At 66.2% G+C, this 20,659-nt stretch carries 17 protein-coding genes, 1 tRNA gene and 2 pseudogenes; 2 read left to right on the top strand and 18 right to left on the bottom strand.

The genetic code is table 11. The features are described from left to right. Positions 1-454: 454 nt before the first annotated feature. Entirely contained in the window at positions 455-1,162 is a 708-nt protein-coding gene (locus OR16_RS35305) for a 2OG-Fe(II) oxygenase (protein ID WP_043422412.1), read from the top strand. A gap of 106 nt (positions 1,163-1,268) precedes the next feature. On the opposite strand, the gene OR16_RS35300 is transcribed toward OR16_RS35305, so the two are convergent. Further along, positions 1,269-1,345 (bottom strand) — tRNA-Arg (locus OR16_RS35300). Positions 1,346-1,412: 67 nt separating this feature from the next. Next, positions 1,413-2,351 (bottom strand): hypothetical protein, encoded by a 939-nt coding sequence (locus tag OR16_RS35295; protein WP_237717332.1) that lies wholly within the window; start codon positions 2,349-2,351, stop codon positions 1,413-1,415. Here OR16_RS35295 and OR16_RS35290 point away from each other — a divergent pair. Then, positions 2,350-3,573: a sterol desaturase family protein gene (locus OR16_RS35290; protein WP_237717331.1), complete on the top strand. Its 1,224-nt coding sequence runs from the start codon at positions 2,350-2,352 to the stop codon at positions 3,571-3,573. The two genes, OR16_RS35295 and OR16_RS35290, sit on opposite strands and share 2 nt — an antisense overlap. Positions 3,574-3,585: 12 nt before the next feature. Here the strand turns inward: OR16_RS35290 and OR16_RS35285 are convergent, their stop codons facing one another. The 16 genes and pseudogenes from OR16_RS35285 to OR16_RS35210 form a co-directional block, all read right to left on the bottom strand. Continuing rightward, positions 3,586-4,857, bottom strand: coding sequence for an amidohydrolase family protein (locus OR16_RS35285; RefSeq protein WP_006163731.1), 1,272 nt, complete (start codon positions 4,855-4,857; stop codon positions 3,586-3,588). A gap of 36 nt (positions 4,858-4,893) precedes the next feature. Beyond that, on the bottom strand, positions 4,894-5,856 hold the full coding sequence (locus OR16_RS35280) for an ABC transporter permease (RefSeq protein ID WP_006163729.1): 963 nt from the start codon (positions 5,854-5,856) through the stop codon (positions 4,894-4,896). An 84-nt stretch (positions 5,857-5,940) separates the two neighbouring features. After that, positions 5,941-6,720 (bottom strand): annotated as a pseudogene (locus tag OR16_RS35275) (ABC transporter permease); the annotation flags it as partial. Positions 6,721-6,748: 28 nt separating this feature from the next. Further along, positions 6,749-8,341, bottom strand: a complete 1,593-nt coding sequence (locus OR16_RS35270) for an ABC transporter ATP-binding protein (protein WP_043422405.1) — start codon at positions 8,339-8,341, stop codon at positions 6,749-6,751. A gap of 105 nt (positions 8,342-8,446) precedes the next feature. Beyond that, positions 8,447-9,454 (bottom strand): BMP family protein, encoded by a 1,008-nt coding sequence (locus OR16_RS35265; protein ID WP_043422397.1) that lies wholly within the window; start codon positions 9,452-9,454, stop codon positions 8,447-8,449. Beyond that, positions 9,444-10,160, bottom strand: a complete 717-nt coding sequence (locus tag OR16_RS35260; RefSeq protein ID WP_006163723.1) for a TetR/AcrR family transcriptional regulator — start codon at positions 10,158-10,160, stop codon at positions 9,444-9,446. Before OR16_RS35260 ends, OR16_RS35265 begins: the two co-directional genes overlap by 11 nt. Further along, positions 10,160-10,819 carry a uracil phosphoribosyltransferase gene (gene upp / locus OR16_RS35255; protein ID WP_043422394.1) on the bottom strand — a complete coding sequence of 220 codons (660 nt, stop codon included), beginning with the start codon at positions 10,817-10,819 and terminating at the stop codon, positions 10,160-10,162. The genes OR16_RS35260 and upp overlap by 1 nt, the downstream gene beginning before the upstream one ends. Before the next feature lie 80 nt (positions 10,820-10,899). Further along, complete coding sequence (locus OR16_RS35250; protein WP_006163721.1) at positions 10,900-12,222, bottom strand: URC4/urg3 family protein; 1,323 nt, start codon at positions 12,220-12,222, stop codon at positions 10,900-10,902. Further along, positions 12,219-13,366: pseudogene (locus OR16_RS35245) on the bottom strand (GTP cyclohydrolase II). The gene OR16_RS35250 and the pseudogene OR16_RS35245 overlap by 4 nt, the downstream one beginning before the upstream one ends. Positions 13,367-13,660: 294 nt before the next feature. Next, positions 13,661-14,824, bottom strand: a complete 1,164-nt coding sequence (locus tag OR16_RS35240; protein WP_006163720.1) for an acyltransferase family protein — start codon at positions 14,822-14,824, stop codon at positions 13,661-13,663. A 47-nt stretch (positions 14,825-14,871) separates the two neighbouring features. Next, positions 14,872-15,348, bottom strand: a complete 477-nt coding sequence (locus OR16_RS35235) for a hypothetical protein (RefSeq protein WP_006163719.1) — start codon at positions 15,346-15,348, stop codon at positions 14,872-14,874. Positions 15,349-15,415: 67 nt separating this feature from the next. Then, positions 15,416-16,597, bottom strand: a complete 1,182-nt coding sequence (locus OR16_RS35230) for an MGDG synthase family glycosyltransferase (RefSeq protein WP_006163718.1) — start codon at positions 16,595-16,597, stop codon at positions 15,416-15,418. 74 nt (positions 16,598-16,671) lie between these two features. Then, entirely contained in the window at positions 16,672-17,517 is an 846-nt protein-coding gene (locus OR16_RS35225) for a YfaP family protein (protein WP_006163717.1), read from the bottom strand. A 75-nt stretch (positions 17,518-17,592) separates the two neighbouring features. Continuing rightward, positions 17,593-18,417, bottom strand: a complete 825-nt coding sequence (locus OR16_RS35220) for a YfaP family protein (protein ID WP_006163716.1) — start codon at positions 18,415-18,417, stop codon at positions 17,593-17,595. Further along, a complete protein-coding gene (locus OR16_RS35215; protein WP_006163715.1) occupies positions 18,414-20,159 on the bottom strand; it encodes a DUF2300 domain-containing protein in 1,746 nt (581 codons plus the stop codon). The genes OR16_RS35220 and OR16_RS35215 overlap by 4 nt, the downstream gene beginning before the upstream one ends. Positions 20,160-20,166: 7 nt before the next feature. After that, positions 20,167-20,659, bottom strand: a 493-nt coding sequence (locus tag OR16_RS35210; RefSeq protein ID WP_006163714.1) for a hypothetical protein, incomplete at its 5' end; no start/stop codon positions are given.

The following is a 20,659-nucleotide window of genomic DNA, read 5'->3' as shown; positions in this document are numbered from 1 at the left end:
AGCAGAGAAACGAGATTATGAAGAACTTTCTACGTTTCGTCAAACACTTTTAATTTTTTCCTGCTTCGGCAAGCGTCGTAATTTCTGCCCCGCCCGCCCTTCCACCTAACCCCGCAACCCTTGTCCCGCCTGCTTTGCAGCGCGTTGTTCGTGTTGCGAGGGGGCGAATACTAAAGGGTCCGAACCGACCTGACAAGCCCTTTTCGGGAAATATTACGAGAGGCCTCTCGATCACCCCCTGCATTGCACTTCCGGGAGCACCCGGAAGCACCACGAATAGGAAAGCAAGACTCGGAGTGCGGCGGGCGAGATGAGCCACTAAAGTTGGCCACGCCGAGCCCAATTGAGAAAGGAGCCCATCTTGCATGCATCGAAAACACCGCTTCGCACGCCCAACGCCGGCACTCCCACTGCTGCCCGGCGGGCAAATGCGGCGGCCTGCGGCGGCGGCTCACTGGATATCGACCAGCGCGTACAGGCCATCTCCTGGCAAGACGTGGAAACAGGCCTGGACCAGGTTGGCTGCGCAGTCATCCGCCATCTCCTCGGTTCCGCCGAGTGCGATGCACTGACAGCGCTCTACGGGCGCGCCGATCTCTACCGCTCCCGCGTCATCATGGGCCGCCATGGCTTTGGCCGTGGCGAATACCAGTACTTCAGCTATCCATTGCCGGACATCATCGAAGAGCTGCGCGCCGCCATTTACCCTCACCTGGTACCCATGGCCAACCGCTGGAATGAAGCCATGGGAATCTCGGTACGTTACCCGAGCCGCCATGCCCAGTTCATCCGGCGATGCCACGATGCCGGACAGGTACGCCCCACCCCGCTGATCCTGCAGTACGGCCAGGATGACTACAACTGCCTGCACCAAGACCTGTATGGCGAGCATGTCTTCCCGCTCCAGGCTGCCATCCTGCTATCGCAGCCCGGCGACGATTTCACCGGGGGTGAGTTCGTCATGACCGAGCAGCGGCCTCACATGCAGCCGCGCGCCGAAGTCGTGGCGCTGGGCAAGGGCGATGCACTCGTATTCACAGTCAATCAACGCCCGGTACGAGGCACACGTGACTACTGCCGCGTCGCTCATCGGCATGGGGTCAGCCGCCTGCATTCAGGGCAACGGCACACCGTCGGCATCATCTTCCACGATTCGAAATGAGACCTGCGGCGCGATGATCGGGAGCACGCCACAGACGAAAAAAATGGCCTGGAGAGCTTAACTCTCCAGGCCATTTCTTAGCACTTCTTTTACTGCTCGGAATAAGTGGTGCGGCTGGCAGGATTCGAACCCACGACCCCTTGGTTCGTAGCCAAGTACTCTATCCAACTGAGCTACAGCCGCACGCGAAGACGGCATTCTAGCGCAATGGCAAAAAAATGCAAGCCCCCCTTTTTTGCCTACGCCATGGCTACCAGCGATAACGCGCGCCCAGCGTGCCTCCAGGGTTGCGCCCGGCTTTCAGCTTGACCCAGAGCTTGACGCCACCGTTGGTACTGCCGTGCGCACCCAGGTTCACCGAGAGCAGCCCACGCAGCATGTCGGGATCAATCCGCGTGCCATTGATATTGATCACCTGCCTGCGGTCCTGCCAAAGGTCAGCCTCGACAAACGGGTAGACCCCACCGACACCGGTCAGCCGGGTTGGTTGCGTCCGGTAGAGCCGCACCACAACCTCCGCGGCGCTTGCGTCCGTTGGTTGCCCCGCAAGAAAACCAGTCGCGTTCCTGTCAAGGCCGGGCTGGTAGGCGAGTTGCAGGCGCGGCTGTATCGTCAGGCCGCCGCCGCGCGGCAATACCGTATCCAGCGCGAGCGCCATGCTCTGCATCCGGCTGCCAACAACCCCGGTAGCCGAAGTGGCATCGTCCAGGCGCAGGAACAGTTCGGCGTGCCGCGGCCGATCGGCGGACCCGGCATAGACCGGATCGCGCAAGGCTGCCGAGAGCCCAGGGGCGTCGTTGTCCGCGCTGGGCGGAGGCAATGCGGGTGAAGTGCCACCACCAAAGGACGACCATTTTGCGATCGACGCAATCAGCGGCGCCTGCACGTCAGCGTCACCACCGCCAGGCGCCGCCGACGGCGATGACGGGGCCTCGATGGCCATTTGTACAAGGGAATCGGATTCGGGCTGGCCCCAGCCAGGACCGGCGTTGCTGCCGGAAGGATGCTCTTCGGCCTGCGCGAGGGAGGCCACCAGCATTGCAAGGATCGAGCAGCAACGCAGCAGAACAAGAAGAAACAAGACAACGGAACAGCGGAAGATCCTGATGACCAACGACCCAATTGACAGGCCTGGCAACCCTGACCAGCCCGATGCTTCAAAGATGAAACAGAATGGCGCGGCTGGCATGTTGCCGATCGCCCCGGTACACAACGTATTGCGCGATACGCGCGAACTGCTGGGCAGCAGCGGCGAGCTCGAGGCCGGACGCGGCATGATCACCGCCATCCTGGCGCTGGCCCTGGGCGGCCTGAGCCTGCTGGGCGTGATTGCCTTCCATTTCCCGCAATATCTGACCACGCCGGAGTTGCGCCAAAAGTATTCGGTCGACGTGTTGCGCCATGTCCTGTTTGCCGCGCTGCTGGTGTCCGGCGGCATGTCGCTGAGCAACCTGCTGCTGGGTCGCAAGCGCAACCTGAACGCCGCGGCATTCGCATTGGTGGCGCTGGCGGTTGCGTTGGGCGGCTCGCGCGTAGCCGTGGGCGACTTCCCGGATCACACGCCGTACATCGGCCTCGACTGGTTTATCCTCGACCTGCTCGGCTCGACGCTGATCTTCGTGGTGATCGAAAAACTGTTCCCGCTCTATCGCGGGCAGGCCGTGTTCCGGCGCGAATGGCAGACCGACCTGGTGCACTTCGCAGTCAACCACTTCATCGTTGGCCTGATCCTGCTGACGGTCAACTTCCTGATCTTCCGCTTGTTTGGCTGGCTGGTGCGCGACAGCGTGCACGCGTTCGTGGGGGGCATTCCCTTCGTGCTGCAACTGCTGCTCTGCATCCTCGCGGCCGACCTGGCGCAGTACTGGACCCACCGTGCGTATCACGAGGTGCCCTTCCTGTGGAAATTCCACGCCGTGCACCACAGCACCAAGACCATGGACTGGCTCGCCGGCTCGCGCCAGCACATGCTGGAGCTGGTGTTCACGCGAGTGCTGGTGCTGGCGCCGCTCTACGTACTGGGCTTCAACAAGGGCGTCATCGACGCGTACATCATCATCGTCGGCTTCCAGGCAGTGTTCAACCACGCCAATGTCCACCTGCCGTGGGGCCCGCTGCGCTACCTGGTGGTCACGCCGGATTTCCATCACTGGCACCATGCGTCGGATGACGAAGCGATCGACAAGAACTATTCGGCGCACTACGCCTTTCTCGACTACCTGTTTGGCACCGCGGTGAAATCCGGCAAGCGTTTCCCCGAGAAATACGGCGTGGTCGGCGACTACATGCCGGACGGCTTCGTACGCCAGCAGCTATTTTGCTGCTTTGCTGCAGCGCTGCGAAGAACGACATTATGCAGAACGCAGAATCTGCTGTCAACTCCCGCCCTGAAATTTCTTTCGCGGCCGTGATCGAGACCGTGATCAAGGCTGAAAACAAACGTGCCCAGGCCTGCCATCCAGGTGCAAGGTGGCCGTGGCGGGACGCGTGCTCGCCACCACCTTGCCGGCCCGCAGCACCAGCAGGCGGGTGGCGCGCAGCCGGATCGCCTCGACCGCATCGCGTGCCTGCAGCAGCACCAGGTCGGCCCGGCAGCCGGGTGCGACGCCATAGCCTTCCAGGCCGAGGATGCGCGCCGGTGTTTCCGTGACGGCAGCAAAGCACGCGCGCATGGCGTCTTGCCCGGTCATCTGCGCCACGTGAAGGCCCATATGCGCCACCTCCAGCATGTCGCCCGAGCCCAGGCTGTACCACGGGTCCATCACGCAATCGTGGCCGAACGCCACCGGCACGCCGGCAGCCAGCAACTCCGGTACCCGGGTCATGCCCCGCCGCTTGGGATAACTATCGTGCCGGCCCTGCAGCGTGATGTTGATCAGCGGGTTGGCAATAGCCGCCACGCCCGACTCCCGAATCAGCGGGATCAGTTTGGATACATAGTAGTTGTCCATCGAATGCATCGAGGTCAGGTGCGAGCCCGTCACCCTGCCCTGCATGCCAAGGCGCACGGCCTGGCAGGCCAGCGTCTCGATATGACGGGACATCGGGTCGTCGCTCTCGTCGCAGTGCATGTCCACCCGCAGGCCCCGCTCGCAGGCCAGCTCGCACAGGATGCGCACGGACTCGGCGCCATCGGCCAAGGTTCGCTCGAAATGCGGGATGCCGCCCACCACGTCCACGCCCATGCCAAGCGCCCGCTTGAGGTTATCGAGCGCGCCCGGCGCGCGCAGCACGCCGTCCTGCGGAAAGGCCACCAGTTGCAGGTCAAGGTAAGGCCGTACCTTCTCGCGCACGTGCAGCAGTGCCTCGGTAGCAAGCAGGCGCGGATCGCATACATCCACATGCGAACGGATCGCCAGCAGCCCCTTGGCGACCGCCCAGTCGCAATAGGCCAGCGCGCGCTCAACGATGGCGTCCTGCGTCAGCAGCGGCTTGAGCTCGCCCCACAAGGCAATGCCCTCGAGCAAGGTGCCAGACTGGTTGATGCGCGGCAAGCCGTAGGACAGTGTCGAGTCCATATGGAAATGCGCATCGACAAAGGGGGGCGTCACCAGTTGCCCCGCGGCATCGACCTCGGCCGCGGCCGGCGCCTTGAGCGCCGGCTCCACCGCTTTGATGCGATCGCCCAGGATGCCGATGTCGATGCCGGTGCGGCCGTCGGGGAGCGTGCAGTTGCGCAGGATCAGGTCAAGCATGGTGCGGGCCTTAAGTTTCTTATTGGTCTTCTGGAATCAGCGTTCGCCCTTGCGATAGGGCTTCATCAACGCCTGCGGGTAGGTAGCGCGGCGCGCCACCAGCACCAGCGCCAGGATCGACAGCACATACGGCAACATCAGGTAGAGCTGGTAAGGCAACGGCGGCAAGCCGGGCAAGCTGGCGCCGCTTTGCTGCAGGCGCAACTGCAGCGCGTCGAAGGCGGCGAACAGCAAGGCGCCGGCCAGCGCGCGGCCGGGCCGCCACGAAGCAAACACCACCAGCGCCACGCAGATCCAGCCCCGGCCGTTGATCATATTAAAGAAGAACGCGTTGAACGCGGATAGCGTGAGGAACGCACCGCCCACCGCCATCAGGCTGGAGCCCGCCATGATCGCGCCGATACGCATTGCGCCCACGCGAATCCCCTGCCCCTCTGCCGCAGCGGGATTCTCGCCGACCATGCGCACGGCCAGCCCGAGCGGAGTCCGGTAGAGCAGCCAGGCCACCAAGGGCACCAGCCCCAGCGCCAGCAGCGTCAACGCGGTCTCCTCACCGAAGACCGGGCTCAACACACCGCCGATCAGCGCAATGTCGCCGATCCAGTGCATCGGGGCAAAGGGTGTGATGGTCGGCGGCGTGGACACCGAGGCAAAGCCGAGCCGGTAGGCATAGTGGGACAGGCTGGTGGCCAGCATGGTCACGCCCAGCCCAGCCACATGCTGGGACAGCGCCAGGCTCACGGTCAGCCAGCCATGCAGCAGCCCGAAGGCCAGTCCCACGCCGGCTGCCACCGCCACTCCGCCCCACAGCGGCGCGCCATGATAGACCGCCAGCCAACCGCCGAAAGCGCCGGCCACCATGATGCCCTCGATGCCAAGGTTGAGCACACCGGCACGCTCGCACAGCAGCACGCCCAGCGTGCCGAAGATCAGCGGCGTGGCCACGCGCAGTACCGCGATCCAGAAGGGCGCCGAGGCCAGGATATCCAGCAGTTCCATCAGGCCACCTTGCCCGGCGCATTGAAGCGGAGACGGTAGCGCGTCAGCATGGTAGCCACCAGCATGGCGAGCAGCGCCACCGCGCCCGGCCACCTCTACCACGCCCGCCAGGCCCGCGAGCCCGCCGGACAACAACGCGGCCCACATCGTCACCCTGCGCACCGGCATGCCGGCGAAGGCCGCTGCCCGCGCATTGGCGCCTACCGCGCGCATCTGCAGGCCAAACACCGTAAAGCGGTTGACCGCCCACAGGATCACCGCCAGCGCGCAAGCCAGCAACAAGCCGCTGTGCACGCGCGAGCGCTCCATCAGCCTGGCCAGCTCCAGCTCCGGCACCAGCGCCACCGATTGCGGCCAGCCCATTGCGGTGGCGTCTTTCATCGGGCCATCGAGCATCATCGAGACCAACAGCAGCACGATGAAATTGGCCAGCAGGGTAGTGACCACCTCATCCACGCCGAGCCGGGTCTTGAGCCACGCGGCCCCAAGCAACAACATGGCGCCCGCCAGCATGCCCGCCACCACCATCAGGACAAAGAGCAGACCCATGGGCAGTTGCTGCGCCCACGGCGCGACCGCGCCGTCGACCTGGCCGCCGACCGCCACCGCCGCCAGCGCGCCGAGATAGAGTTGCCCTTCCGCGCCGATATTGAACAGCCGCGCGCGAAAGGCCACCGCCACCGACAAGCCGGTCAGGATCAGCGGCGTGGCGCGCGTGAGCGTTTCCGACCATGCAAAGCGCGAGCCAAAGCCGCCTTCCAGCAGCAGCGCATAGGCACGTCCCACCGGTGCGCCGGCCCAGCGCACCAGCAAGGCACAGATCAGCAGCGTGGCAACGATGGCGACGATGGGCGCGGCCAGCATGGCCACGCGCGAAACGCCGGTTCGGGCTTCAAGCCGCATGGCGCGCCTCCCCCTTGCCCGCTTGCGCGTCATGCCCGCCACCCGCCCCGGCCATGGCCAGGCCGAGTTCGCCCAATGTCCAGGCGGCCGTCGGGCGCGCTTCTGTCAGGTGGCCCGCGTGCATTACGGCGATGCGATCGGCCAGCGCGTGGAGCTCATCCAGGTCCTCCGAGATCAGCAGTACGGCAGCGCCTTCGCGCGCTGCATCGAGCAGGCGGGCGCGCACGTAGGCTACCGCGCCGATATCAAGCCCCCAGGTGGGCTGGCTGGCCACCACCAGCAGCGGCGCGCGGCCCTCCCCCCGCACCAAGAGCGCCCGGCCCAGGATCAGCTTTTGCATATTGCCGCCCGACATGGTTCGCGCCGGCACCTCGATGCCAGCGGTGCGCACGTCGAAACGCGCCACCAGGTCCCGCGCGAACCGCTGCGCGGCGGCGCGCCGGATGATGCCCCAGCGCGAAAAGCGCGGCTCGCTGAGTTGTTCGCTCGCGGCGTTCTCCCACACGGCAAGATCGCCCACCACGCCGACCGCATGGCGATCCTCCGGCACGCGTGCCACGCCAGCCCCAATCCAGGCGCGGGGCTTTGCGGGCATCGGCTTGCCTGCCAAGGTGACGCGCCCCTCGCTAGCCCCCAGCGTGCCGCTGGCCAGCTCCGCCAACGCGGCCTGCCCGTTGCCGGAGACACCGGCAATGCCGACGATCTCGCCAGCACGCACCTGCAGGCTGACCTCGCGCAGCAGCGCGCGCCCGTTCGCGGCGCGCACGCCTACGTGCTCCAGCGCAAACACGGGCGGCGCGGCGTTGCCATTGGCGCCGTCCTCGGCATTCGGCCGCGCCGCGCGTTCCGGCATCGCCACCACGCGGCCAACCATCAATTCCGCCAGTTCCGCCTTGGTGGTCTGCGCCGCGGCGCACTGCGCCACCAGCTTGCCGCCACGCAATACCGCGATGCGGTCGGAAACACGCAGCACCTCGTCGAGCTTGTGGCTGATAAAGATCACTGACAATCCTTCGGCGATCAGTTGCGCCAGCGTGGCGAACAGCGTCTCGGCCTCGTGCGGCGTCAAGACGGCAGTTGGCTCATCGAGAATCAGCACGCGGGCGCCGCGATACAGCGCCTTCACGATCTCCACGCGCTGGCGCTCTCCCACCGACAGCTCACCCACCCTTGCCTGGGGACGCACCGCCAGGCCGAAGCGCTCCGCCAGGGCCAGCACCTTGCCGCGCGCGGCATGCCTCTCCAGACGCCATTGCCACAGCGGCTGGGTGCCGAGCATGATGTTGTCCAGCACCGAGAGATTGTCAGCCAGCGTGAAGTGCTGATGCACCATGCCGATGCCGGCGGCCAGGGCCGCGCGCGGCTGGCCGGGCGGCAACGGCTCGCCGTCCATCTCCACCGTGCCGGCATCGGCCACGTAGTGCCCGAACAGGATGCTGACCAGCGTGCTTTTGCCGGCACCGTTCTCGCCCAGCAGGGCCAGCACTTCCCCGCGCCGCAGCTCCAGCGAGATATCGTCGTTGGCCACAAGCGGGCCAAAGCGCTTGGTGATGCCGGCAAGGCGCAGGATGGGAGTGGGCATGGATGCCTGGCGATGGAAGTTAAAAGTGGCGATGGCTTGCTCCCACACCCCGCGAGGAGAGCAGGAGCAAACGCCAGCGGGCACGTCAAGCGGCTTGGGCCACCTTCATTGCGACGACCTCGGCTCCGTCTCCACCACCTTGACCGCGAACTTGCCGTCGAGGATCGCCTTCTCTTTCGCCTTGACCTTGGTCATCACGTCGCCAGGCACCTTGCCTTCGAACGTGCCCAGCGGCGCCAGCTCCGCGCCCTTGAACTTCATCAGCGAATAAGGACCGTAATCCTCGCTCTTGAACTGGCCGGCCTTGACCTTGCCCAGCGCGGCGCCCACGGTGGGCTCCATGTTCCACAGCGCCGAGGCCACCACAGTGGCCGGGTACTGCGGCTGCGTGTTGATGACATTGCCGATCGCCAGCCTGCCCTTTTCCTTGGCAGCGTCGGAGACACCAAAGCGTTCGGCATAAAGTACGTCGGCGCCCTTGTCGATCATGGCGAAGGCCGCTTCCTTGGCCTTGGGCGGATCGAACCAGGAGCCGATGAAGCTGACCGTGAACTTCACCTTGGGATTGACCTCGCGCGCGCCTTCCATGAAGGCGTGCATCAGCCGGTTGACCTCGGGGATGGCGTAGCCGCCCACCATGCCGATATGGTTGGTCTTGGTCATGCCGCCGGCGATCATGCCGGTGAGGTAGGACGGCTCCTGGATATAGTTGTCGAATACCGAGAAGTTAGGCGCCTGCGGCTTGCCGGAGGAGCCCATCAGGAACGCGGTCTTGGGATAGTCCTTGGCCACCTTGCGCGCGGCCGCCTCGACGGCGAACGATTCGCCCAGGATCAGCGACGAGCCTTGCTCTGCGTACTGGCGCAGCACGCGCTCATAGTCGGCATTGGACACGCTTTCCGAGAACACATAGTCGATCTCGCCGCGCGCCTTGGCCTCGTTGAGCGCCTTGTGAATGCGCGACACCCATTGCTGCTCGACGGGCACGGTGTAGACCGCGGCCACCTTCAGCTTGGCCTGCGCCTGCGCCGGCACGACGCCACCGAGCGCGGCCACGCTGGCGGCAGCTGCCGCGAATTTCAACCAGGACCTGCGCTTACCCTCAAAACTCATGGCTCTCTCCGCTTGTTGACGATAACTCCATGCCCAGGCCGGCCGGTTCCAGCCCGCAACCGCGCAGCAAAAGCCGCACCAGGTGGTCGGTGGCCTGTTCGTAATCGCGCTGGCCCAGGTGGCTCACCCCAAGCACGGCGCACACTTGCGACTCAAAATCGGCATAGGTCTGGGTGGCAGCCCAGATCGTGAAAAACAGGTGCTGCGGATCCACGCTGGCCATCTCGCCACGCGCGATCCATTCCCGGATCACGCCGGCCTTGCGCGCCACCAGCGCGCGCAGGGCGCCGCTGAGCACGTCGCTGATCTCCGGCGCGCCGTGAAGCAACTCGTTGGCAAACACGCGCGATGCGTCCGGATAGCTGGCCGACAACCTCATCTTGGCGCGGATGTATTGCTCCAATGCCACCTGGGGCCGCTGCTCCGCGCCGATGATGTCGGTCTCGGACAACCACAGCGCGAGCGTATGCGCCAGCACGGCCCGATATAGCGCCTGCTTGGTGCGAAAGTAGTAATGCAGGTTGGACTTCGGCACGCCGGCCCGCATGGCGATCTCGTTCATGGTGGCGCCGGCAAACCCGGCGCGGGCGAACACGTACTCGGCCGCGCGCAGGATCAGCGCCTCATTCTCCTGGCGGATGCGCCCCCCCGCCACCTCCCGCGGCGGCGGAAAGCAAGGCGGCGGCGCCGTGGCCGGCGCTTCCATTACTTGGTGCCGTAGAGGCGGTCGCCGGCGTCGCCCAGTCCGGGCACGATGTAGCCGTGCTCGTTGAGTTCCTCGTCGATGGCGGCGGTGACGATGGCCACGTCGGGGTGCGCCGCGCGCAAGGCCGTCAGACCCTGCCGCGAGGCGATCAGGCACACGTACTTGAGCGTGCTCACGCCGGCCTCCTTCAGCCGGTTGAGCGCGGCGATGGCCGAATTGCCGGTGGCCAGCATCGGGTCGACCACGATCACGAGCCGCTCATGGATGTCTTCCGGCATCTTGAAGTAGTACTCGATCGGTTCCAGCGTCTCCGGGTCGCGGTACAGGCCGATATGCCCGACCCGCGCGGCCGGCAGCAAGTCCAGCATGCCGTCCAGGAAGCCATTGCCGGCCCGCAGGATCGACACCAGGCACAGCTTCTTGCCCGAGAGCACCGGCGATTGCATGGGTGCGATCGGGGTCTTGATGGCAATGGTCTCCATTGCCAGGTCGCGGGTTGCCTCGTAGGTCAGCAACTGGCTGATCTCGCGCACCAGCCGGCGGAAATTGTCGGTGGTGGTGTCTTCGCTGCGAACCAGCGTGACCTTGTGCTGCACGAGCGGGTGATCCACCACCATCACGGACGCGGTGACGGGCGGTACGGCGGAGAGGTCAGTCATGATGCGCTCCTGGAGGGCGGTAGCGGATAGGTCTTGCTGGTTGTTCTTGCTGTTTGCTGCGGCGCGGTCAGGCAAGCCTGCTAGAACACCGTGCCGTCGCTGTTGATGGCGAAAGGCGGCGCGCCGCCGGGTCTGCGCTTGGCGGCAATACGCCGCCCCGCGGCCCAGGTGCCGCCCTCCAGCACGCGGGCCAGCGGAAACGACGCTGCGGACAGCCCGAGCGCCTCGCGCACCGACGCAGCCACGAGGTCGAGCCCCGTCACCGTGAGCGCGCGCCATTCCACGATAACCGGCTCATCCACCGTGTGCGCCACGGCAGTGAAGCCAGGGTCGCGCGGCACCATCAGCTCGAAGTCGAACAGCAGCCCGCCGTTGCGGTATTCAGGCAAGCCCGTCAGGACCTCCAGCCCGGTCACGGTCAGGCCCGCGTCTTCCAGCGGCTCCAGCAACGAGTAGGTGAGCCACTGGGTCAACTTGTGAAAAGGCACCAGGCCATCGGTACAGGCCGGATGGTGCCAGCAGTCGCCAAGCGACACGCCTTCCAGGCTGATGCGCCCAGGCCATACCGGCCCCAGCGCGACCAGCAGCGTGGAGAGCACGAAGCCGGCCTCGATCTGCCCAAAGCTGGCATGCGCCTTGAGGTAGTCGAACAGGTTGCCCAGCCGCGCCGGCGAGCCGAACACCGCGGGCGTGGCTTGCGCCACCTCGCCAAGACGGCGCAGCAGCCCGGCGCGTCCATCCAGGCCCACCAGCGGGTTGTGCTGCGCCACCTGGAAAGCGGTCGCGATGGAGGACGCATCGATGCGCATCAGGCGCTCGGCATCCGAGCGCAGCGGCTGACCAGGCTGGGCGGAAAAGCCGCCGCGCGCGAACAGGTCGAAACTGGCCACGCCAAGTCCTTCGGATCGGGTCAGCAACAAGTCGCTGGCGGGATCGCGATAACGCCAGTCGGGGCCAGCGCCGGCATCCAGCAATACGCTGGGGATCACCAGGTCGATGCCGATGCGGGCGCGCTCCTCGCGGTCAGCCTCGCCGGAGAGCCCGCCGCGTTCGCACAGGATCTGCCAGCGGTCCAGCTTCTCGCCGGGGCCGCCGCTTTCAAAATGACGCCAGCGGCTGTGGTATGGCACGTTGAGGTCGGGATAACGCTGGCGAATGGTGGCCGCCACGTAATCGGCCACGGCCGGGATCCGCTCCGGATGCCAGGTAAACAGCTCGGACGCGCCGGTTGCCACATGATCCGTCACGGCAGCGCAACGGATGCGCACCGCTTCGCCAGTGAGCAACGCTGCGGCCGGATGCCCCGGCGGCACAGGACTGGCCCAGCCACCGGCATCATCCTCGCCGTTGGTGAAGGGATTCGCGGTGCCGCGCACGCCACCCGCTTCGGGTATCTCGTTCATTCGTGCAGTCCTCTACCCTTGGCCAGCGCGAGTTCTTCCGCGCCGGGCGGGCTATAGCTCGTAAAGTAGCCAGCCGCCACCTTGGCGTCGATTTCCACGCGGGCATCGGCCGGGATCAGTGCATCGGGAATCGCGACTTGCTCGACCACCTCGATACCCTGAGCGGTCAGCGCCCCGTGCTTCATATTGCTCATCGAAGCCCAGCGGTCGATACGCTTGATGCCGAGCCAGTGGAACACATCGGGCATGAGCTCCTGGAAGCGCATGTCCTGCACGCCGGCAATACACTCCGTGCGCGCGAAATAGGTCTCGGCCCGGTCGCCGCCAACCTGGCGCTTGCGGGCGTTGTAGACCAGGAACTTGGTCACCTCGCCCAGCGCCCGGCCTTCCTTCCGGTTATAGACCACCAGCCCCACACCCCCCTGCTGCGCCATCTCGATGCACACCTCGATGCCGTGGGCCAGGTACGGCCGGCAGGTACAGATGTCGGAGCCGAACACATCCGAGCCGTTGCACTCGTCATGCACGCGGCAGGCCACCTTGGTCTCGGGCTTGCCCAGCTGGCTGACGTCGCCGAAGAAGTACAGGGTCATGCCACCGATCGGCGGCAGGAACACTTTCAGGTCAGGCCGCGTGACCAGTTCCGGGAACATGCCGCTGGTCTGCTCGAACAGGCTGCGGCGCAGCATGGAAGGATCTGCCCGTCGGGTGTGAGCCGGCCTGCCGCAATGGCGCCCATCAGTTCAGGCATGTTGATGTGGGCGCGCGTAATGGCGATCGAGGGACGGATATCGATGCCTGCGGCGATACGGTCGCCAAAGGCGCTGGAGACCAGGTGGCCCCAGGGATCCATCGAGACGATCTTGTCCGGGTCGTTCCACTGCAGGTGGGGCCCGATGACCTCGGCCGGCGAGGTATCGGTGAGATCGGCGCGGTGGTCTCGCTGCAGCTTGCCGGATGCAACCGCCAGCGCGCGGTAAACCGCATAAGCGCCGGAGTGGGTGCCGATCACATTGCGCTGAGCCGGATTGGTCAGGCTCGCGATCACGGGACCGCGCTCCGCTGCCGAGGCGGCCCCCCAGTGGATTGGCTCGGCCGGCTTGTCGCGGCGCGCGTGCGAGGTCAGGACGATATGATCGGACATGGCAGCCTCGGAACAAGAATCCTGACCAAACGGTCAGGTTTACGATTCCATAGTAGGCAACCTTCATGCCATATCCCAATGCTCGTTTTACCCTGTGTTGCACACCGCACGATACCGCTTGCGCACCGCGCCTGTGCGCAAGCACCGCGGCCAGCGTTGGTCCTGGTGCACAGGCACCAAGTAAAAGCGGCACCGGGCCGCCAAGGCCGGGTGCCGCTAGGATGTGCCTTCGGATAAACCGGACGCGCTATCGGGGCTATCGGGGCTATCGAGGCTATTTGGGCTATCGGGCGGTCAAGTTGACCGTTGCTGCCCCGCCTGCTGCTGCTGGCCCGGCTCGGAGGCTGCGGGCCACAACGCCAGGCGCAATGCGCGCAACGGCGCACCGCTCTCCACATAGCGGTGGAACAAGGCCCCCGCGGCGTTGCTCAGCAGCCAGGCCAGCACCATGCCAAGCGCATTGAGGACAGGCTGGTGCGGAGCCAGGTGGAAGACCAAGGCATTCACCACCAGGCAAATCGGGAAATGCACCAGGAACACCGAGTAGGAAATGCGCCCGAAAAATGCCAGGAACCGGGCCTGCGGCCAGTGCTCAAGCCAGCCGCCACGGCGCGCCGCGCCGAGCAGGAGCGCGATTGCCAGCGCCACCGCAATGCGCAGCCGGAAATCCACAACCAACGCCGCCAGCACCACGGCACACAACACCAGCAATGCCACCGGCGAACGCTCAGGCTCGGATGCCCAGAACGCCAGCGTGCCCATGCCGTAGGCGCCGAAGAAGTAAATCGCCCAGATATCCCACGTGGCATCGCGGTTGAACCAGAACAGCGAGGCCAGCGCCAGCCCGGCCACCACCAGCGGGCCCATCGGGCTGCCGCCCACGCCGAACCACTGCTCGCAGCGGCGGGCTGCCCACAACGCCACCATCAGCAAGGCAAATAATTGCAGGTCGATGGCCACATACCAGACGCCCGCAGACAGGGCATCGAAGTCCAGCACGTTGTGCAGCAGCAGCACATGCGCCAGGAACTGATGCAAGCCGGGCGCACCGGGAATGGAGTCGTGATGCATCCAGGTCCGCGCAATGGCAGCACCCGCAATGGCAATCAGGATGGCCGCGGTATAAGGCACCACCAACTTCTGGTAGCGGCGCCAGATCGCCTGCAAGGGGCGCGGCACCATCAAATGCCCGCCGGGCGCCAGGCTGCGCGCCGCCAGGAAGCCGCTGATGACGAGGAACGCCTGCACGGCAATGCGCGCGTACTGCGAGAACCAGTCGAGCAGGTCGGGCGCCAGCACGTGGGCCGCATCGGACATGGGGCCGTAGAAGGCAAGATGGTGCAGCACGATCAGCTGTGAACTGATCGCCTTGAGAGCGTCAATACCAGGAAACAGGATGACACCGAAACGGGCTGCGATGCACCGCCGCAAAGTGGCAATAAGCGTTGTATTGATCACACATTGCACCGCAACATATGTACAAGACAGCATATTCAGGGCGTTATCTAAAAACTGTAACTATTCCTCGTAGGCACCCGGCATGACAGCCAGAGCAGCACCGCCGCCACGCCCAGCGCAATCCAATAATCGGTGGGCGCGCCTCCCCACCAGTGGATGTGCCAGGGCACGAAGCTCGGCGCGAAGCGCGCCAGCCCGAAAGCCGGGTTCAGCACGAACCAGAGAAAATCCTCGCTGATCCAGAACACCATGATGCAGGCGATTACGCGCGCCTCGGCACGCCAGCTCCAGCGCCCGCCGAACACCAGCGAATAATGGAAGAACAGTGCCACGCAGGGAAATACCCACGCGTGATAGCCCGTCATCGGGCGGCCGCCCCAGAAAATATCCAGCAGCCAGTGATGCTCGATGCGCCAGGTGGGCAGGTTGGCCGCCCAGCCCGCGGCGCCCTCGATCTGGATCTCCACGTTGGCGAAGAAATAGGCCAGTAGCAGAGTCCACGCCACGGTAAGCACCAGCACCATTGGATGGCGCGACGGATAGGACTGGTCCGTTGGCCGAGGCGATGAAGACAGGTTCAATGCACGCATCTCAACGCCCCGCCGTCGCACCATCACCGCCGTGGCCGGCTAGCCGGCTGCGGTGCGCCAATTGCCCGAGCACGGTTTCCAGCACGCGGCGCGCCGCCGCCGGTTGGCCCAGCGCACTAGCCCGCGCACGCATCTGGTCGAGCCTTGCAGGCTCCGCCAGCAAGAGGCGCACCCGGTATTCGAGCGACACCAGGTCGACCGCCTTGAGCGCGGCGCCTTGCTCCAGCAGGTAATCGGCATTGCGCTCTTCCTGCCCGGGAATCGGCGCATTGACCACCATCGGCACGCCCATCGCCAGGCATTCGGACGTGGTCAGGCCGCCGGGCTTGGTGATGACCAGATCGGAGCACGCCATCAGGCGCTCCACCTCATTGGTAAAGCCGAAGGGAAAGAGCCGTCCGGGGTGTGCGGCGGAGAGGGTCTTGAGCCGAGCCAGCGCGGTCTCGTTGCGCCCGGCCAGCACGATCAGCTGGAAATCGTGCTCCAGCCGCATCAGCGCGCCGGCCACTTCATCAAGCCCGCCAAGCCCCGCCCCACCACCCATCAGCATGATGGTGCGCCGTGCTGGATCGAGCCCGAAATGCCGTGCGCAGGCTTGGCGATCCTGCGGGCGGGAAAACGCCGGCACCACCGGAATGCCGGTGGCATGGATGCGGCCAGCCTCGATCCGGCTGGCCCGCATGCGAAACGCAATTTCCTCGCTAGCGGCGAAGTACCCGGTCATATGGGGAATCACCCACATGCCGTGCAGATCAAAGTCCGTCACCTGCACCCACACCGGCACCGCCAGCCTCTGCCGGCGCACCTCATGCATCAGGATCTCGGCGGGCAGGAAGTGCGTGCAGACAATGGCATCCGGGGCAAACTCGTCGATCGCACGGCGCAGCGCGCGCGTGCTCAGGCGCTCGGCGGCGCGCCGCAGCTTTTGCATTGGCGCGGCCGGGTCGGCCTCGGATGTGTGCTGGTACAGCATGCCCCAGAGGGCCGGATAGCTGTTCACCAGCTTGATGTAGAAGTCGGTGTAGAGCTTGCGAAACGTGGCCGGGACGTATTCCATCACGTCAAGGTGAAGCGTCTGCACGCCGGGGAATTCGGCTTCGGCGGTAAGGCGCAGTGCTTCGGCCGCGCGCATGTGGCCGGCGCCGGCGGAAACACTGAGGAACAGGATCTTCTGCTGCGACATGGGGAGATTGGGCTTCCAGGGTGATCCCGGAGGTTCCGGGATACTGGGGGTATTCGGGAGTTTCGGGGCGCTGCTCACTTCATGACGAAGGACTTGATCAGCGTCAGTTCGCCGGGCTTGCGCATCGGTACGCGGAACACCTGCTGCTTTTCGTTGGGCGTGTTTTCGTCGGTGATCAGCGCCACTTGCGCCACGGTGATGGCCTCGGGGCCAGCGCCGCTGCCGTAGTAGTTCACATAGACCAGGTAAGTGCCGGGCGGTGGCGCGGCAATCGAATAGATCTCCGGGCCATAACCGGTGGTGACGTCGACATCGAGCGCGCCGCCGTTGCTGGCCACGCGATTTGCATAGAACGTGTGCTGGCCGTCAGGCGCCACCACATGCAGGTCCAGGTCGGTCTGATCGCTATCCCAGGACAGCACCACGCGCAGGCGCGGACGGGTCTTGCCCTGGTAGCCGTCATAGAACTGCACGCGCTTGCTGGCGCCCTGCGCACTGCGGATCTCCACGCTGTTGCTGCCGCCCGAGAAGGCGTAGGGCCGCGAGAAACGGCCATCGTCCTCCACCCGCTGCGGCATCGCCACGCCGTTGACCACCAGGGTGGCAACCGAGCCGCCGCCGCGGCGCCCACGCCCGCCGGCTGCGGGGCTCGATGCGGCGCTCGAGGCATCCGCCCCGGGCTTGGGCGCCGCGCGGATGCGTCCGGCAATCATGGCGCTGGCGGCCTGCCCGGCTCGCGTGGACACCGCCACCGCCGGGTAATGCACTTCCTGCGTATAGGCCGAAGCGTCACCGGCCGAGTTGCGCCAGCCGTTGCGCGGCGTGGTGAACTCGATGGTATCGTCGGCACGCGCGGCGCCTGCCAGCAGCAGTGCTGGCAGGGTCAGGCTGATCAAGGCTAGTTTCGGCGAGCGCTGCATATCCACGGTTCCTTCCTGCGTTCTTTGCGACTGGTTTTCTGGCTAGGCGATAGCGTGACTGATCGATGTGCCGGATCAGAAACGCACCGACTTCATCAGCGCCAGCTCGCCCAGCTTGCGCAGCGGCACCACGAGCGTCTCACGCTTTTCATTGAGCGTGTTCTCGTTGTAGATCAGCGTGAGCTTGGCGGTGATCAGGTCGCGATCGTTCTTGCCTTTCTCGAAGTTGTAGCCGTCCGCGTTGAAATTGCCCCAGTAGTTCACATAGAACAACCACACCCCGGGACGCGGCGCCGCGCTCGAGAAAATCTCCGGCCCCGCGCCGTCCACGCTATCCACGTCAAGACCACCCCCTTCCGGCAGCAAGGGACTGGCAAAGAAGGCATGGCCACCGCCAGGTGAAATCACATGCAGGTCGACCTCGGCCTTGGGATCGTCCCAGGTCAGTACCGCGCGCAGCTTGGCCTGGGTCTTGGTAGCGTCGGCCTCGTAGAACTGCAGGCGCTGGCGCGAGGCGCCGTCGGCGGACACGGTCTCCACGCTGTTGGAGCCACGGCCGAACGCCCACGGCCGCGCGAAGCGTCCCTGCTCGTCGGCATACAGCGGCATGGCGGTGCCGTTGACCACCAGCGTGGGCGGCTTGCGGCCTTCCTTGCCAGCCTTGCGCAAGCGCCCCTCGATCAGCGTGCGGTACTTCTGCGCGCCCCGGTCCACCGGCGGCTTGGGATAGGCAGCCGTATAGCGCTCGAGTTCGTTGGACAGGCCGCCGTGACGCCAGCCGCCCACCGGGCCGTCCAGATCGGCGACCGGCTCGGCCGTGGCCACCAGCGGCGCCGCGGCACAGGCCAGGGCCAGCACATTGCGGCGCCAGTTGCAGGACACATTACGGGTGAGATTCATGATGGGTTTTGCGTACGTACCAGCTTGCGCGCCGTGGCTTCGACAAATCCTTCGTCCTGCCCGCGAGGGTGGCGGGCGAATGCAAGATGGAGATATTCGTGGGCCAGGGCAATGCGATCGTCCTCGCTGGCCAGCCGGTGGATATAGAGCCGGTTGCGGCGCGCGTCCGCATAAGGACGGCCTAAGCGCACTTCGCACACGGCGGGCAGCGGCGGCGTTTCATAGCCCGGCTCCGCTGCCAGCCGGCGTTCCCACTGCGGCGCGCGCTGCGCCAGCCACTGCCGCGCATTGGCTACCGCCAGGCAATCGCCGGCCACGGGGCTCTGGAACGAGGTGAGCGTGGCCTGAGGCCACCAGCGAGCCAGGATGGCATCGAACGCCTGCCCCTGCCCGGCCGCGCGCCGGGCTTCCAGCCAGGCCATGCGCCCCTCGCCGGCCGCGTCGTGGTGGTAGCGCACCGCAACGGCTGACAACACCAGCGCATCAGTCACGTCGGCGGCACGCCGCGCGGCGGCCGTGGGTGCGCGCGGCAGCACGCGCTGGGTGCGGCTGCTGTCGGCAATATGAAAGCAGCCTTGCTCACGCGTGGCTTGCTGGATCAGGTAGCTGCGCGCGGCCACCGCCAGGGCGCGGGCGGCCTCGGGCTCGGTGGTGTCGCCCTCGCGCTCGACCACCCGCGCCACGTAGTCATTGAGGCCAAAACGGCCCACCACGCGCGGCGCGGCGCCGGGCGTGCGCACGAGCGTGAGCTCGCCGCGGCTTTCCACGCGCAGGCTGTTGCCATTGGCAAACTCGGCGCGATAGGTGCCATTGAGCGGGCCGTCCGGCACGGCCTGGCGCCTTGCGCCGGTGCCGGTGCCGGCGGCTTGCAGATCGCGCAGCGGATAGCGCTCGAACATGTCGACCAGCACGCAAGCACCATCATCGGGCACCGGCACGGCGGCCAGCAACGGCTGCAGGCGGGGCGCCGCGCGGCGCAGCACGTTGGCGCTGGCGCCGGGGCCGCCCAGCCAGACCGGGCTGCCATCGGCAAGCCAGCCGGCCGCGCCGCCGATGGACGCGCCCGGCCGCGCGGGGTCCGGCATGGTCCAGGTCTTGGCGCGCAGCAGGCTGCCATAGTTGGCCAGCGTGCCTTCGCCGCGCCCCACCGTCAGTACCGAGACCAGCGTCGCGGCGGCTGCCTGTTGCGCGGCCGGGGGTACGGCATGCAGCCCGGCCAGCAGATCGGCAACGGCCACGCTGCGCGCTGGCTGCATCGCCTGCATGTCTTGCAGCCACGCGGGCGCGCCGGCCTCCTTCCAGAAACGTCGCCAGTCGGCTGCGGACAAAGCCAGCCGCCGCGGCTCGAAATAGCGTCCGCAGGATTGAATCAGCGCATGTTCGCGGTCGATGCTCTGGCCGGCCGCGCAGCAGTACACCTCCTCCGGGTCACCGCCACGGCAGGTGTAGTCATTGGATGGCTTGTCGCGGCCGACCAGGTAGCCATAGACGAACAACTTCCACACGCTGCCCAACGGTGTCTGCAAGCTGGCAGGCAATGGCGTCGCAGCGGGCGCGGCGGCGTTGCCGTCCAGGCCAAATAATTGCGCGTCTGCTCCCGCGAGCCGGGCGAAGCGCAGCGGCTCGGCGGGCGTGAGCGGGGCAGCCAGCGCGGGCCCGGCGCACGCCGCGCACGCGGCAGCCAGCGCCGCAAGCCGTCGCCACCAGGCACGGCCGGTCGCCATGCGCGCTGCCCCGTTCATGCCTGCCTCACTCCACCGTCAAGGGCAGCGAGAAGCGCACCAGTTGGCGCAGCACCACCGGGCGCTCCAGCGAGACTACCGGCTGGTGATATGACAACATGCCCATCTCGTACGTCACGGCGCGCTGGAACGGCTGCAGGCCGGTGACCTTGTTGTCGGGATCGGGCAAGCCGTCGATCCGCAGGCCCCACGTCGTGCCCTCGACCTCGCCGCCGGGCGGCAGCGGTGCTTCAACCAGCCCGTAGCGGTACGTGCCCTGGCGCGGACTCAGCACGATCTCATCGACGTAGAGCGTGTTGCTGTCGAGCTTGTCGCCCGGCTTGACCGGCTTGGCCGAGAAGGTCAGCCCGGCCGTACCCGCGGCGGCGGCTTCGGCTGGCTTGCCGTCTTTCGCCCCGCCATCGCTGGTGGGTACCAGGCGATAGAGCTTGCGTTCGATGCCGATCGGCAGGCGCGAGGCTTCCTGAGGCGATCCATCGACCAGTCCGCCGCCGCCGATC

The organism is Cupriavidus basilensis OR16 (genome assembly GCF_000243095.1).
Taxonomy (GTDB): domain Bacteria; phylum Pseudomonadota; class Gammaproteobacteria; order Burkholderiales; family Burkholderiaceae; genus Cupriavidus; species Cupriavidus basilensis_D.
Note: the sequence above shows the minus strand (reverse complement) of the source record. Positions and strands in the feature narration are given on the sequence as shown.